We start from the raw sequence: 14,753 nt of genomic DNA, 5'->3' as shown, positions 1-14,753 counted from the left end.
GCGTCAGGCGTTCGCGTCGGCGGCGACCTTGGGCCGCTCGACCTCGACGAGCCGCGAGGCCCGCTGCGCGTCGAGGGCGGCGCCCACGAGCCCGGCGAAGAGCGGGTGGGCGCGGTGCGGCCGCGACTTGAACTCCGGGTGCGCCTGGGTCGCGACGTAGTACGGGTGCTCGTCACGGTCGAGCTCGACGAACTCCACGAGGCCCCACTCGGGGTGGGTCCCGCTCACGACGAGGCCGGCCCGGGTCAGCTGGTCGAGGTAGTCGTTGTTGACCTCGTACCGGTGGCGGTGGCGCTCGGAGACGGTCGTGGCGCCGTACGCCTCGGCGACGACGGACCCGTCGAGCAGGGTGGCCTCCTGGGCGCCGAGCCGCATGGTGCCGCCGAGGTCGCCGGCGCCCTCGACGAACGCCTTCTGCTCCTCCATGGTCGCGATGACCGGCGCCGGGGACTGCGGGTCGAACTCGGTCGAGCTCGCGCCCTCGATGCCGGCGACGTTCCGCGCGTACTCGATCACCATGCACTGCAGGCCCAGGCAGATGCCGAGGGTCGGCACCTGGCGCTCGCGGGCCCAGCGCAGCGCGCCGACCTTGCCCTCGATGCCGCGCACCCCGAACCCGCCCGGGACGAGCACCGCGTCGACCCCGCCGAGCGCCTTCTGGGCACCCAGCTCGGTCTGGCACTCGTCGCTGGCGACCCAGCGGATCTTCACCTTCGCGTCGTGGTGGAAGCCACCCGCCCGCAGCGCCTCGGTGACCGAGAGGTAGGCGTCGGGCAGGTCGATGTACTTGCCGACCAGGGCGATCTCGACCTGGTGCTCGGGGTTGTGCACCCGGCGGAGCAGCTCGTCCCAGTCGTGCCAGTCGACGTCCCGGAACGGCAGCCCGAGGCGGCGGATGACGTAGGCGTCCAGGCCCTCCTTGTGCAGGACCTTGGGGATGTCGTAGATGCTCGGGGCGTCGACGCAGGCCGCGCAGGCCTCGGTGTCGACGTCGCACATGAGCGAGATCTTGCGCTTGATGCCGTCGGGGATGTCGCGGTCGGCGCGCAGCACGAGCCCGTCGGGCTGGATGCCGACCTGGCGCAGGGCGGCGACCGAGTGCTGGGTCGGCTTGGTCTTGAGCTCACCGCTCGGGGCGAGGTACGGCACCAGCGAGACGTGCAGGAAGAAGACGTTGTCGCGGCCGACGTCGTGGCGCACCTGGCGGGCCGCCTCGAGGAAGGGCAGGGACTCGATGTCGCCGACGGTGCCGCCGATCTCGGTGATGATCACGTCCGGCGCGTCGGCGCTGCTGACGCCCTCGCTGCCGGCCGCCTGCGCGCGCATCCGGGCCTTGATCTCGTTGGTGATGTGCGGGATCACCTGGACCGTGTCGCCGAGGTACTCGCCCCGGCGCTCCTTGGCGATGACGTCGCTGTACACCTGGCCGGTCGTCACGTTGGACTTGCCGACGAGCGGGACGTCGAGGAACCGCTCGTAGTGGCCGATGTCGAGGTCGGTCTCGGCCCCGTCGTCGGTGACGAACACCTCGCCGTGCTGGAACGGGTTCATGGTGCCCGGGTCCACGTTGAGGTAGGGATCGAGCTTCTGCATCGTGACCCGCAACCCGCGCGCCCGGAGCAGATGTCCGAGGCTGGAGGCCGTGAGCCCCTTGCCGAGCGAAGAGGCAACGCCCCCGGTCACGAAGATGTGTTTCGTCTGCTCCACCACGGGGTTCAAGCCTACGTCATCGGGAGCAGCGCCCGGTACCACTCCCGCCACCGGCGCGCCGTCTGCTCGCCGTCGTCCCACGATGCGGCCCTCACCCGGCCCGCGGCAGAGGCTGCCGACCGTGCCTCCGGGTCGGTGAGGTAGGCCGTGACCGCCCCCGCGACCGCCGCCGCGTCGCCCACCGGGACGAGCGTGCCCACCCCCTCGACGAGGTCGCGCAGGCCGCCGGTGTCGGTGGCCACCACGGGGACACCCGCCGCCATGGCCTCCTGCACGACGAGGGCCCGGGCCTCCCAGCGGGAGGTCAGCACGAAGACCTCGGCGGCCCGCAGCCACCGGTCGGGGTCCGCCTGGGGTCCCGCGAAGTGGATGGGGTCGCCCGCGCGTCCGGCTCGCTGGGAGAGCCGTGCGAGCAGGGGCTCGTCGCCTCCCCCGACGACGACCCAGAGGGCGTGGGGCACGGAGGCGTGGGAGGCGTGGGAGGCGTCGACGAGCGTCTCGAGGTCCTTCTGCGGGGCGATGCGCGCGATGGTGAGGACCAGCCGGGGGTCGCCTGCCGCGTCGATCCCGGTGTCCCGCAGCAGCTCGCGGACGGCTCGTCGGCGCTGGGCCTCGACGGGCGGCTCCTCGGCCAGCAGCCGGGGCACCCTGGGCGAGGGGACGGGCGCCAGCCGGGCGTCACGGGCGCCGTGCCGGCGCGCCTCGTCGACCAGGTCGCTGCTGGCTCCGGTGACGAGGTCGGCCCGACGTGCCACGAGGCGCTGGGCGAGGTCGAGCACGCGCTTGCGGCCTCCGCCCGCGAGGACGGCGTTGTGCTGGCTGACCACCACCGGGGTGCGCGTGCCGAGGGTGGCGACCACCGCGACCAGCCCGGCCTGGTGGCCGTGGGCGTGCAGCACGTCGGCGGACGCCGCGGTGCGCCGGATCGCGCGCAGGGCCGCCAGCGAGGCGACGGGTCCGGTCCCCCTCCCCGGCCACGCCACCACGGCGCCGGTCAGGTCGAAGGTCCGGGCGGTCAGCCCGTCGGTGACGACGACGACCTCGTCGCCGAGGTCGCGCAGGTCGGCGGCCAGCTGCACGACGTGGGTGCCGATGCCGCCGGTGCTCCGCCCGAGCAGCTGCACCACCCTCACGCGGTGCCCCCGCGACGCCGGCGACGGCCCCGCTCGCGCAGGGCCTTCATCGACCGCCGGTCGCCCACCGTCATCACTGCGAGGTAGGACAAGCCGCTGACCACCGCGACGGCCAGCCCGGTCGCGACCGCCGACAGCACACCCACCGGCTGCATCGACCGGGCCGTGGCGTCCCCGACGGCGAGCCCGACGGCGACACCGACGAGGGCCGCGCCGAGGGTGCGTCCGCTGCCAGCGAGCGCCTCCGGCCCCCAGGCTCGGCGCACGAGCAGGGCCAGGACCGCGGCCGAGAGGGTCATCCCCACCGTCGAGGACACCCCGAGGACGCCCAGGGTGGCGGCGGCGCTGGAGCCCTCGCGCAGCAGCGCTATCGGGCCCAGGGCAGCCACGGCCCACCCCGCCGCCACGGCGAGGGCCGCATGGAGGGGTCGCCCCCTGACGTAGAGGGCCCGCGTGAGCAGCGCCGCCACGGCGAAGCCCACCACCCCTGGCGCATAGGCCGAGAGGGCGCCCGGGAGCGCGGCGAGCGCCTCGGCCCCCGCACCGCGCCCGCCGGCACCCGCACCGCGGGCGCCGGGGTCGATCGAGCGGAAGAACTCGCCCACCGGCTGGGCGACGGACATCAGCACCGCCACGGCACCCGACACGAGCAGCAGGATGCCTCGCAGGCTGCGGGCGAGGGTGTCCCGCGCCGCCGTCCCGGGCAGGAGCTGCGCGTCGGCCCCCTCGGCGGCCGCCGTGTGCGCGAGCGCCGGGAACGCGGAGGTCGCGATCGGGACGGCGAGCACGGCATACGGCAGCAGGTAGACGGCCTGGACGTAGGAGTACACGTTGACGGCGCCCACCGCGTCGGTGCGGTGGTGCGTGACCCACAAGGTCGCGACGACGGCGCCCTGCTGCGCCAGGAGCGCGACCAGTCCGGCGCCGGCCAGGGACCGGGCGCGCCGGGCGGCGCCGTCGGGGAAGCGGAGTGTGGCGCGCAGGCGGACCCCCGCGCGCAGGGTCGGGACGAGGAGCGGCAGGCTGAGCACGACCACCCCGAGGGTCGTGCCGCCGGCGAGCACCCAGACGGCGCCGTCGCTGACGGTGGCCGCCGTCGTCACCGCGCGGTCGACCATCTGTCCGTACGTGAGGTAGGCCGCGATGACGACGAGGCTCGACAGCAGCGGGGCCAGGGCGGCGGCGAGGAACCGGCGGTGCGCCTGGAGCACGCCGCTGAGCACGATGCCGACGCCGTAGAGCAGCACCTGGGGGGCGAACAGCACGAGCATGTGCCGCCCGAGCGCCGCCTCCGGGCCGGTGGCGTCGGCACCCAGGAGGGCCCGGCTCAGCCACGGCGCCAGGAGCACCAGGAGCAGGCTCAGCGGCAGCAGCACCACCACGGCCCACGAGAGGAGGGCGGACGCGGTCTGGTCCGCCTCGCGGTCGCGCCCGAGCCCGAGCTGGCCCGCGATGAGGGGCACCGCGACGGCGGCCAGGACGCCGCCGGCGGCCACCTCGTACACCACGTTGGGGACGAGGTTCACCGTCTGGTAGACGTCGCCGACGCTGGTCGTCCCGACGTTCTGGGAGAAGACGAGGGTCCGGGCGAAGCCGGCCAGCCGGCTGAGCAGCGTCGCGACCGCGATCAGGCCGGCCGCGCGGGCGATGGAGGTCCCGACGGAGCCCGGGCTCATCGGCGGCCCAGGGCGTCCAGCTCGCGCAGGACCGGGGTCGACTCGATGACCCGGGTGAAGGAGACCTTCTCCGAGGCGAGGGTGAGGGCGACCAGGGCCGTCAGGGCGGCCCACCGTCCGCGTCGTCCGGTGGCCTGGACCAGGGCGGTGCCCAGCAGCGCCCCGGCGGCGTTGGCGCCGGTGTCGCCGAGCATCGACTCGCCCGCCAGGTCGGGCCGCAGCAGCCCGAGCGCGGCCCCGGCGGCGGCCGCACCTGTCACGGCGGACCGCGGCCTGGCGGCAACCACTGCGCCGAGGGCGAGGGTGACCTTCAGGGCCCGGCCCGGGCGCAGGTCCAGCAGGTTGAGCAGGTTGGCCGTGCCGGCCACGACCGCGCCCCCGACCAGGGTGTCGAGAGCGGTGGGTGCCGTGGTTCCGCCGGGACCTCGGCGTGAGGTGCGGTCCACGAGCCCGGCGGCCACGAGCCCGGTGGCCGCGAGGCCGAGGACCTTCACCGCGCCGGTCGTGACCTGGCCGCGCACCAGGGCGCCGAGGTGGCCGCGCAGGCCCTTGCTGGACGCGTCACCCTGCAGGTCGTCGAGCGCCCCGAGCGCCGCGGACGCTGCCGTGGCGACCACCGGCGCCGCACCGCCGCCCACCAGCGCCGCGCCCGTGGCGGCACCCACGGCATACGCCGGGCCCTCGAGCAGCGTCACGGTGCGTCCGGCGTGGTTGGTGCGTTCCCAGACGGTGCGTCCCCCGGGTGGCGCCGCACGCAGGGCGCGCAGGGCCAGGGCAGCGGCGGCACCCGCGACGGCACCGGGGAGGAGGCCGGGGACCAGCGGTCGCATCCGCGCCCTACTTCGTCGCCAGCTGTGGGAAAGCGGCGGCGGCATCGGAGGCCAGGCCGTACTGGCCAGCCCGCCCGGCCTCCTGCTCGAGGAGGGCGAAGACCACGCTGGCCTGCCCCATCGGCAGGTCCACGTCGTCCACGGTCGACACCTGCTTGGCGAGGTCGCCGTCGGCACGGACCGTGGTGACCACGGACGCGACACCGGTGGCCTTGGGGTCGAGGGACGGCGCGACGACCACCGCGCCGGCGCCGGCATCGTCCAGGGCTCCGGCGAGGGCGGCGAGGGCGGTCGCCCTGTTGGTGCGATCCTGCGCGCTCGAACCACTGACCGGGCCGGCCACGACGACGGCGACGGTCGAGGGGACGACCGTGCCGGAGTACTTCACCAGCTCGCCGGTCCGCAGCGACTCCAGGGCCGCGCGTGCCCCCTGGCTCGTCGACCCGGCCTTGGTCAGGACCGAGCGCGCGAGCACGGCGTTGACGACGTCGCCGCCACCCTCGTCGACGGGTACCCCGACGACCCCGGCCAGCTGCGAGCCGAGGGTGGCACGGAACTGCGCCTTCGCCGGGTCCACCCACGCGTCCTGCACGGTGACGGTCGACCCGATCTTCGCACCGGCCGAGGCCAGGGTCGCGCTCGTGGACTTGACCACGCCCTGGTCAGCACCCGGCAGGACGACCACGCTGACCGTGGTGTCGGTGAGCCGGCCGGCCAGCAGGCTGCGGTTGCTCGCCTCGGTGAAGTCGTCGCGCGCCTGGGCGGCCTTCTCCGCCGCATCGAGCTCGGTGCGCAGCGCGGCCTTGTCGGTGCGCAGGTTCTTCACCTCCGACGTCAGCGTGTTGCCCAGGTCCTCCTTGAGGGGGCCGGCACCGAGCACGATCCCCACGGCGAGGGCCAGGAAGATCGAGACGATGGAGACGAGGTGGTAGCGGAAGTCGATCACGTGACAGTTCCTACGACGAAGGACCAGAGGTCATCCCAGCGGGCCGCGACCACCTGGAGCAGGGCACGGCCGCCGGTCGTCGACCACAGCGCCGCGAAGAGAGCGCTGAGGCCCACGAGGAGCATGACGATGAGGGTGAGGTTGGAGATCCGCGACCGGTAGAGCCGGCTCACGCCCTTGGCGTCGACCAGCTTCCCGCCGACCCGAAGCCGGGTGAGGAAGGTGCTCGCCATGCCGCTGCGGCCCTTGTCGAGGAACTCCACGAGCGTGGCGTGCGTGCCGACCGCCACGATGAGCTCGGCGCCCTTGTCGTCGGCGAGCAGCATCGCGACGTCCTCGCTGGTGCCGGTCGCCGGGAACACCACCGGCTCCACCCCGAGGCGGCGCACGCGCTCCAGGCCGGGGGCGTTGCCGTCGCGGTAGGCGTGGACGACGATCTCGGCCCCGCACCGCAGCGCGGCGTCCGAGACCGAGTCCATGTCGCCGACGATCAGGTCGGGCCTGAGCCCCTCCTCGATGAGGGCGTCGGCGCCGCCGTCGACGCCGACGAGGACGGGCCGGTACTCGCGGATGTAGCTGCGGAGGGTCTTGAGGTCCTCCTTGTAGTGGTACCCGCGCACCACGATGAGCGCGTGGCGGCCGTCGAGCTCGGTGGTGATGTCCGGGACGCCCACACCGTCGAGCAGCAGCTCACGCTCGCGCCGCAGGTACTCCATTGTGTTCGCCGCGAACGCCTCGAGCTGCACGGCGAGCCCCGCGCGGGCCTCGGTCATCGCGGCCTGCACGAGCTCCTCGTCGAAGGCCTGGCCGCGGGCCACGACCCGGTCCTCGACCCAGACCTCCCCACCGTCGACGCGGACCTGCTGCCCCTCGTGCAGGTCGTGCATCACGTCGCGGCCGACGTTGTCGACCAGCGGGATGCCCGCCTCGACGAGGATCTCCGGGCCGAGGTTGGGGTAGCGGCCGCTGATGGACGGCGAGGCGTTGACCACGGCGGCCGGCCGGCAGGCCAGCAGGGCCTCGGCACTCACCTTGTCGATGTCCTGGTGGTCGATGACGGCGATCTCGCCGGGCCGCAGCCGCTTGGTGAGGTTCTTGGTGCGGGCGTCGACGCGGACCGGCCCGCGGACCCCCGGGCTGTCGGGGACGCGGGCACGCTGGCGCGGGATCTTCAGTGGCATCGAGATTCATCCTCCCATGGGGGAAGTGACCGGCCGTGCGCCCCACGCGGGGAGTGTGGGGTGTCTCGCGCTCGCCCGGGGGCGGTCAGCCCGTGGCCGCGGCCCGTCGTGCGGTGGTCTGCTCGACGAGCTCCCGGGCGTGCTCGAGCGAGGTGCCCGTGTCGACGCCGGCCATCATGCGGGCCAGCTCGCGCAGCCGCTCCTCGCCCTCGACCGGGTGCACGCCGCTGGAGGTGATGTGCCCGTCGCTGGCCTTGCGGACGACGAGGTGGCGGTCGGCGTACGCCGCGACCTGCGGCAGGTGCGTGACGACCACCACCTGGGCGTGCCGGGCGAGGGCGGCGAGCCGGGCCCCCACGTCGAGGGCAGCCGCCCCACCGACCCCGGCGTCGACCTCGTCGAAGACGAACGTGGGCACGTCGACGCCGCCGGACGCCCCGGTGACGACCTCGAGCGCGAGCATGACGCGCGAGAGCTCACCACCGGACGCGGCCTTGGTGACGGTGCGGGCGGGCGCCCCGGGGTTGGCGGCGAGCATCACCTCGACGTCGTCGGCGCCGTGCCGGGCGGGGCCGGCGGCACGCGGCGACACCCGGACCTCGACGGTGGCCGACCCCATGGCCAGGTGCGCGAGCTCGGCAGTGACGGCCTCGGCGAGCTCGGCCGCAGCCGTGGTCCGGGTGGCCGTCAGGGCGGCGGCGGCCGCCTCGCGCCGAGTGCCGAGCTCCTCGACGAGGTGCTCGAGCTCCTCGATCCGCGAGTCCGACCCGAGCAGCGTGTCCAGGCGCCGGGCCGCCGTGCGGCCCCACTCGAGCACGTCGTCGATGGTCTCGCCGTACTTGCGCGTCAGGGCGGTCAGGTCCGCCCGCCGCTGCTGCACGAAGGTCAGCCGACCGGGGTCGACGTCGACGTCGGTGACGTACGAGCTGAGGTCCGCGGCGAGGTCACCGACGAGGTACCCGACCTCGGCGAGCCGTCGGTCGAGCTCGCGCAGGGCCGGGTCGTGCTCGACCTCGCCGGCCAGGGCCTGGCGCGCGGCCGCCACGGCGGCCATCGCGTTCGGGGCCGGCTCGGCGGCGTACTCCTCGTCCCCGGCGAGGTGGACGAGCGCCAGGGTGGACGCGGTCCGCAGCCCCTCGGCGTGGCTGAGCCGCTCGTCCTCGACCCGGAGGTCGGCGTCCTCCCCCGGCTGGGGGTCGAGCTGCTCGAGCTGGGTGAGTCCGTGCTCGAGGACCTCGATCTCCTGCGCGCGCTCGCGGCCCTGGCGGCGCAGCTCGGCGAGCTCGCGGACGGCGGCCTCGTGCCGGTCGTAGACCTCGGTGTACGCGTCGGCGGCCTCGCGCACGGCCCGGCCCCCGAAGGTGTCGAGCACCGCCCGGTGCTGGTCGCTCTGGCGCAGCCGCCACTGGTCGGCCTGTCCGTGCACGGCGACGAGGTGCTCCCCCACCTCGGCCAGCACCCCCACCGGCGCACTGCGCCCGCCCACGTGGGCGCGCGACCGGCCCTCGGCGCTCACCGAGCGGACGAGCACGAGCCCCTCGCGGACATCGGCGCCGGCCTCGGCGGCGCGCACCGCGGCGGGGTGGTCGACCGGCACGTCCACGAGTCCCTCGACGACGGCGTTGGCCTCCCCCGAGCGCACCAGCCCCGCATCGGATCGGGCACCGAGCAGCAGGCCGAGCCCGGTCACGACCATGGTCTTGCCGGCGCCGGTCTCACCGGTGACGACGTTGAGCCCGGGGTGCAGGTCCAGCACGGCGTCGTCGATGACGCCGAGTCGCTGGATCCGCAGTTCCTGGAGCACGGGGCCCAGCCTCTCACGCAGTGCCGACGCCGTCCGGCAGGCGGTCGGTGGCGTCGCCGCCGCGCGTCCGCACGAGCCGCGCCGCCGGTCAGGCGCGCGGGATGGTGCCCAGGGTCAGGCGCGCGGGGGTGGTGCGGGCACGCCGAGCGCGGAGCGTGCTGCCTGCGTCCTCCGCGCCTCGTCGCGCCTGGCCTCGCCCCGCCACCCGTGGACGGACAGGTCGAACTTGGCCACGAGCCGGTCGGTGAACGGCGAGGTGCTCAGCCGCGCGAGCCGCACCGGCGTGGCCGAGCGGACCGCCTCGATGCGCGCTCCCGGAGGCAGGTCCACCGCACGGCGGCCGTCGCACCACAGGGCGCCGGTGCCGAGGGTGTCCTGCACGACCTCGAGGGCCAGGTGTGAGTTCGGGCCGACGACCAGCGGCCTGGCGAAGAGGGCGTGCGCGCTGATGGGCACGAGCAGCAGGGCCTCGACGTCGGGCCAGACCACCGGCCCGCCCGCCGAGAAGGCATACGCCGTGGAACCGGTCGGGGTGGCGACGACGACACCGTCGCACCCCCAGGTCGTGAGCGGCCGACCGTCGATCTCGGCGACGATCTCGAGCATCCGCTCGCGGTTCGCCTTCTCGACGGTGACCTCGTTGAGCGCCCAGCTGCTGTACACCGGGGTCCCGTCGACGTGGGCTGTCACGTCGAGGGTCATCCGCTCCTCGACCGTGTAGCTGCGCTTGACGATGTGCTCGACCGTCGCCGAGATGTCCTCGCGCTCGGCCTCGGCGAGGAACCCCACGTGCCCGAGGTTGACGCCGAGCAGAGGAGCACCGCTGCCGCGGGAGACCTCCGCCCCGCGCAGGATGGTGCCGTCGCCGCCCAGGACGCACACCAGCTCGCAGCCCACGGCGGGGTTGCCACCCTCGGCCACGGTCACGCCGTCGTGGCTGGACAGCCCGAGGGCGTCGACCTCCTCGCGCGCCATGACGACGCCGATCCCGGCGTCGTGCAGGCGTTCGACGACCCCGCGGGCGACGGCCGTGGCCTCCTGCCGCCGTGGGTGGGCGACGAGCAGGATGCTGCGGTGCTGTGCGGTGCTCACGGGGCTCCCTTCGCGCTCACGGGGCGCTCACCTCGTCGGCCGCCCTCACCAGAGCCTGCCATCCCATCGACTCGGCGGCTCGGGGGGTCAGCCAGAGGAGGTACTCGGCGTTGCCCTCCGTGCCGACGACGGGGCTGGCCACGAGGCCCTTGGGGTGCAGCCCCGCCTCGATCGCAGCCCGGGCCACCTCGGTGACCGCCCACGCGCGGTCGCCCTGGTCTCGGACCACGCCACCCTTGCCCAGGCGGGTGCGGCCCACCTCGAACTGGGGCTTGACCAGGACGACGGCGTCGCCGCTGTCGCGCAGCAGCCCGCGCAGCTCGGGCAGGACGAGGGTCAGGGAGATGAAGCTCAGGTCCGCCACCAGGACGTCGACCGGTCCCCCGATGTCGTCGGGACCCAGTCCGCGGACGGTGGTGCCCGAACGCTCGGTCACCCGCGGGTCGTCCGCCACCTCCGCCACCAGCTGGTCGTGGCCGACGTCGAGGGCCACGACGTGCGCCGCCCCGTGGTGCAGCAGCACCTGGGTGAAGCCTCCGGTGGAGGCCCCCACGTCGAGGCACCGGCGCCCCTGCACCAGGAGACCGCGCGGACCGAACGCCTCGAGGGCACCGACGAGCTTGTATGCCGCCCGGCCCACCCAGCGTGGTCCGGCGGCCCGGACCTCCACGGCTTGGTCGACGGTGGTCGGCGTCGACGGCTTGGTGGCGGGATGCCCGTCGACGCTCACGAGCCCCTCCTCGACGAGGCTTCGGGCGTGCCCGCGGGAGCGGGCCAGGCCGCGGCGGACGAGCTCGACGTCGAGCCGGGCGGAGCCGGTCACTCGCCGCCGAGGTCGGAGAGGCGACCCTGCAGCGTGCGGTGGACGCGCCGGCCCGCCTCGATCTGCGCGTCGAGGTCCTCGGTCGGGGCGTCACGCAGGTCCTGCAGGGCCGAGTCGATGACGATGTCGCCGGTGGCACGGTCGCCGAGGCCCTCGCGGGCCGGCGCGGCCGGCCGGGGCGCCGGCACGGGCGCCGGGGTGGAGGCGTGGCGGGAGTCGCGAGCGTCGTCCGCGGAACGCGCGGCGCCGTCGTCCTGCGTCGCGGCGTCGCCCTGGTGGACGTGGGTGGGGTCGGCGGGCTGGCTCACGTGGTCGCCTTCGCCGCAGTGCTGGAGCTCGCCGGCGTCGACCCGTTCGACGACGAGGCGGCGGACTTCCTGGCCGTCGACTTCTTCGCCGTCGCCTCCTTCGCGGCGGACTTCCTGGCCGTGGCCTTCTTCGCGGTCGACTTCTTCGCCGTCGCCTTCTTCGCCGCAGACTTCCTGGCCGCAGACTTCCTGGCCGTGGCCTTTGTCGTCGTCGAGGTCGTCGACCCGGTCCCTGCCCCGCCCGACGAGCTCGAGGAGGCGGCCGTCTTCGCGGCCCCGTTCTGGTCGGCGGTCTTCGTCGCCGTGGTCTTCCTGGGCGCGGACTTCTTCGCCGTCGCCTTCTTCACGGTGGCCGTGGACTTCTTCGCTGTCGACTTCTTCGGTGTCGACTTCTTTGCGGCGGACTTCCTCGCGGAGGCGGCGGCTGCTGTGGGCTCCGACCCGGCCGACGACACCGCCGCGCCGACAGGTGCGGTCGGCGTCGCTGCGAACCGGCTCAGGGCCTCGTCGGCAGCCTGGCTCGCCCGAGTGCTGACCGCGCCGGTGGCAGCACGGCCCCGGGTCCCGAGCGGCGACCGTGAGGCGGTGCTCACGGCGGACACGCCGGCCGCGAGCATCGTCGAGCGCAGGTCGGCCAGCTCGTGGGTCAGGGCCGCCAGGGACGCCCGGGCCGCCTCCACGTCCGCGAGCCGCGCGACATCGGCGCGCTTGAGCGCCGCCTCGACCTCGGCCTGGACGAGCGCGACGAGGTTGTCCCTGTTGGCCTTGGCCGCCTCCAACAGCTGGTCGGCCAGTGTCGAGGCCTGTACCGCGCGCCGGGTCACCTCGTCGGCTCCCGGAAGTGCGAGCAGGCCCTGCGCCGCCTCCAGGGCGCGCGCCTTCGTCATCTCCCCGAGCCCGCTGGCGAGCTGGACGTAGCTGCGTACGGATTCGAAAGCCATCGTGGTCCTCCTGGCCGGGACGGGGCCTGGTCGCCCGTCATGGCTCACGCTACTGCCACTCGTCCAGCTGCGCGGCGAGCCCGTCGGCGGTCGCGGCGTCGATGGCGTCGTCGTCCAGGGCCTGGTGCAGGCACGCGATCCCGGCCCGAGCCGCTTCGATCGCGCTGCCCTGCGCTGCTACCTCCCAGCCGCCGTCGACGATCCTCCGGCGATCCGCACCGCAGGCCCACCACGTGTGGTCGGTCTCCGCCGGCACATACCCCTCGGCGAGGTCCCGAAGATCGGGCAGCAGGTAGGTGGGACGGTGTGCGCGCGGAGCCAGGGCCAGGGACCGCACCGAGTCCACCCCGGTGAGCACCAGCACGGAGTCGAGGCCCGCGGCCACGGCACCCGCGATGTCGGTGTCGAGCCGGTCCCCCACCGCCAGCAGGGCTCGCGGCGCCGTGCCGAGGCGCCGTGCACACAGCTCGTAGAGCGGGGCGTACGGCTTGCCCACCACGACCGGGTCCTTGCCGACCGCTCGCCGGACCGCCGCGACCAGCATGCCGTTCCCCGGCGCGGTGCCCCGGTGCGTCGGGAGCGTCTCGTCCATGTTGCTGGCGACCCAGACGGCTCCGGCGGCCACGGCATACGAGGCCTCCGCGAGGTCGGCGGCCGTGACGGCAGGGCCGTAGCCCTGGAGCACCCCGGCGACGCGTCTGGCCGGGTCGGCTCCGAGCTGTTCCCCCGTCACCACCCGGAAGCCGTTGTCCCCCAACGCCTCACGCACGCCCTCCCCGCCGACCGCCAGGACGGTCGCCCCAGCGCCCAGGCGGGAGGCCAGCTCCGCAGCCCCCGCCTGGGCGCTGGTCGCGACGTCACGGTCGGTCACGGGCAGGCCCAGGTCCGTGAGGTGCGCCGCCACGTCCCCCGGAGGGCGGGAGGCGTTGTTGGTCGCGTAGACGACAGGGACGGGGAGCGCCGAGAGGGCGGCCACCGCGTGGTCGACGGCCTCCGGGCCGCGGTAGACCACTCCGTCGAGGTCGCAGACGACCCCCGCGTACCGGTCGACGAGTGCCGCCACCTAGGGCTGCACCTCGTCCTCGTCCTCGCCGTCGAGCAGGTCGGTGAGGACCACCCCGTCGAGCTCGGCCAGGCGGTCCGCGGCATCGGTCTCGAGCTCGTCGTCCGCCGCCACGGCCTTGGCGAACCAGTCCCGCGCCTCCTCACGCCGGCCGAGGGCGAGCAGCGCCTCGGCGTACGCGTACGACAGGCGTGCCGCCCAGGGCTTGCGCGAGGAGCCGCGCAGCTGCGGGATCTCCAGGGCGAGGAGCGCGGCATCGAGCTGCCCGAGGTCCCGACGGATCCCCGAGACGACGATCGCCAGCTCCACGCGGTCCTCGACCGCGAGCGTCCTGGCCTCGGGCGACGACGCCAGCTCGAGGGCACGTTCGGGTCGGTCCAGCCCCCGCTCGCAGTCGACCATGAGGGGCAGGAGGTGCGAGGAGCCGCTGAGGCGCCGCACCGTCCTGAACTCGCTCAGGGCTCGGGCCCACTCCCCCTTGCGGTAGGCCACCATGCCCAGCGCCTCCCGGGCCGCGGGGACGCGCCCGGCTCGGCGGACGGCAGTCTCGGCGTGCGCCTCGGCCCCCTCGTAGTCCTCGGCCTCGATCAGCGCGGCCACCATGACGAGGTGCTGGGCCACACCCTCGGCGTTCTCCTTGCTCAGGGTGCGCAGCTGCTGGTGCACGGTGCGGTCCAGCTCCTTGCCCGTGACTCCCTCGGCGATGCGGGGCTCGGGCAGCTTCGGCTTCTTCGGCGCCAGGCGTGGGCCGCCGCGCCGCTCGGAGTTGTCGAACGTCCCGGCCCCACGCTCGCGGTCCTGGCCACCGCGGTCCTGGCCACCGCGGCCTTGGCCACCGCGCTCCGGGCGGCCGCCTCGAGCGGCGCCACCACGGCCACCACCCTGGTCCGCCCCCCGGCCGGCGCCAGCTGGGCGCCCGCCACGGCCGCCGGCGCCGCCACCGGAGAACCCGCGGCCTCCGCCCTGTCCGCTCGAGCCTCGGGGGCCACCAGCTGACGACGGGCGACGACTCTGGCCGGAACGGCCGTTCTGGTCTTCGGACACGGGGACACTCCTCGGTGGTGCGGGTCGGTCGGAAGTCTACGGACCCACCGCGGCGGCGCACCGCGGGGCCGGTGAATGCAAAAGGGCCACCCGGTGGGGTGGCCCTTATGCGTGAAGTATGTTCGGCTGCGTCCTACTCTCCCACACCGTCACCAGTGCAGTACCATCGGCGCTGAAGGGCTTAGCTTCCGGGTTCGGAATG

General features: G+C 74.7%; 13 protein-coding genes and 1 rRNA gene. 1 reads left to right on the top strand and 13 read right to left on the bottom strand.

Translation table 11 applies throughout. The annotated features are described in order from the left end of the window. Nucleotides 1–3: 3 nt before the first annotated feature. The 10 genes from ACYVDO_RS12860 to ACYVDO_RS12815 all read right to left on the bottom strand — a co-directional run bounded on the left by ACYVDO_RS12860 (nucleotide 4) and on the right by ACYVDO_RS12815 (nucleotide 11,503). The gene (locus ACYVDO_RS12860; RefSeq protein WP_460936458.1) at nucleotides 4–1,710 is read right to left on the bottom strand and encodes a CTP synthase; all 1,707 of its coding nucleotides are present in this window, start codon (nucleotides 1,708–1,710) and stop codon (nucleotides 4–6) included. Nucleotides 1,711–1,721: 11 nt separating this feature from the next. Next, nucleotides 1,722–2,843 carry a glycosyltransferase family 4 protein gene (locus ACYVDO_RS12855; protein ID WP_460936456.1) on the bottom strand — a complete coding sequence of 374 codons (1,122 nt, stop codon included), beginning with the start codon at nucleotides 2,841–2,843 and terminating at the stop codon, nucleotides 1,722–1,724. Next, nucleotides 2,840–4,519, bottom strand: a complete 1,680-nt coding sequence (murJ, locus tag ACYVDO_RS12850) for a murein biosynthesis integral membrane protein MurJ (RefSeq protein WP_460936454.1) — start codon at nucleotides 4,517–4,519, stop codon at nucleotides 2,840–2,842. The genes ACYVDO_RS12855 and murJ overlap by 4 nt, the downstream gene beginning before the upstream one ends. Further along, nucleotides 4,516–5,349 (bottom strand): hypothetical protein, encoded by an 834-nt coding sequence (locus ACYVDO_RS12845; protein WP_460936452.1) that lies wholly within the window; start codon nucleotides 5,347–5,349, stop codon nucleotides 4,516–4,518. The genes murJ and ACYVDO_RS12845 overlap by 4 nt, the downstream gene beginning before the upstream one ends. 7 nt (nucleotides 5,350–5,356) lie before the next feature. After that, nucleotides 5,357–6,295 carry a copper transporter gene (locus ACYVDO_RS12840; protein WP_460936450.1) on the bottom strand — a complete coding sequence of 313 codons (939 nt, stop codon included), beginning with the start codon at nucleotides 6,293–6,295 and terminating at the stop codon, nucleotides 5,357–5,359. Then, a complete protein-coding gene (gene steA, locus ACYVDO_RS12835) occupies nucleotides 6,292–7,476 on the bottom strand; it encodes a putative cytokinetic ring protein SteA (protein WP_460936448.1) in 1,185 nt (394 codons plus the stop codon). The genes ACYVDO_RS12840 and steA overlap by 4 nt, the downstream gene beginning before the upstream one ends. Before the next feature lie 85 nt (nucleotides 7,477–7,561). Then, nucleotides 7,562–9,280 (bottom strand): DNA repair protein RecN, encoded by a 1,719-nt coding sequence (gene recN, locus ACYVDO_RS12830; RefSeq protein ID WP_460936446.1) that lies wholly within the window; start codon nucleotides 9,278–9,280, stop codon nucleotides 7,562–7,564. Between the two features lie 114 nt (nucleotides 9,281–9,394). Beyond that, nucleotides 9,395–10,372: an NAD kinase gene (locus ACYVDO_RS12825; protein WP_460936444.1), complete on the bottom strand. Its 978-nt coding sequence runs from the start codon at nucleotides 10,370–10,372 to the stop codon at nucleotides 9,395–9,397. Between the two features lie 16 nt (nucleotides 10,373–10,388). Then, on the bottom strand, nucleotides 10,389–11,195 hold the full coding sequence (locus tag ACYVDO_RS12820; RefSeq protein WP_460936441.1) for a TlyA family RNA methyltransferase: 807 nt from the start codon (nucleotides 11,193–11,195) through the stop codon (nucleotides 10,389–10,391). Then, entirely contained in the window at nucleotides 11,192–11,503 is a 312-nt protein-coding gene (locus tag ACYVDO_RS12815) for a hypothetical protein (RefSeq protein WP_460936439.1), read from the bottom strand. The genes ACYVDO_RS12820 and ACYVDO_RS12815 overlap by 4 nt, the downstream gene beginning before the upstream one ends. On the opposite strand from ACYVDO_RS12815, the gene ACYVDO_RS12810 reads away from it, so the two are divergent. Further along, a complete protein-coding gene (locus ACYVDO_RS12810; protein WP_460936437.1) occupies nucleotides 11,504–12,421 on the top strand; it encodes a hypothetical protein in 918 nt (305 codons plus the stop codon). Nucleotides 12,422–12,493: 72 nt separating this feature from the next. Here the strand turns inward: ACYVDO_RS12810 and ACYVDO_RS12805 are convergent, their stop codons facing one another. The 3 genes from ACYVDO_RS12805 to rrf form a co-directional block, all read right to left on the bottom strand. Beyond that, nucleotides 12,494–13,507: an HAD-IIA family hydrolase gene (locus tag ACYVDO_RS12805; RefSeq protein ID WP_460936435.1), complete on the bottom strand. Its 1,014-nt coding sequence runs from the start codon at nucleotides 13,505–13,507 to the stop codon at nucleotides 12,494–12,496. Beyond that, nucleotides 13,508–14,551, bottom strand: a complete 1,044-nt coding sequence (locus ACYVDO_RS12800; protein WP_460936433.1) for a tetratricopeptide repeat protein — start codon at nucleotides 14,549–14,551, stop codon at nucleotides 13,508–13,510. A 120-nt stretch (nucleotides 14,552–14,671) separates the two neighbouring features. After that, nucleotides 14,672–14,753 (bottom strand): 5S ribosomal RNA (gene rrf / locus ACYVDO_RS12795); the annotation flags it as partial.

The organism is Phycicoccus ginsengisoli, from assembly GCF_054779295.1.
The sequence above is the reverse complement of the archived record's forward strand: the minus strand, read 5'-3'. Positions and strand labels throughout refer to the sequence as shown.

Bases quoted from the DNA above. Each gene is read 5' to 3' on its own strand.
- steA (WP_460936448.1), bottom strand. From the start codon at position 7,476: ATGCCACTGAAGATCCCGCGCCAGCGTGCCCGCGTCCCCGACAGCCCG.
- murJ (WP_460936454.1), bottom strand. From the start codon at position 4,519: ATGAGCCCGGGCTCCGTCGGGACCTCCATCGCCCGCGCGGCCGGCCTG.
- ACYVDO_RS12845 (WP_460936452.1), bottom strand. From the start codon at position 5,349: ATGCGACCGCTGGTCCCCGGCCTCCTCCCCGGTGCCGTCGCGGGTGCC.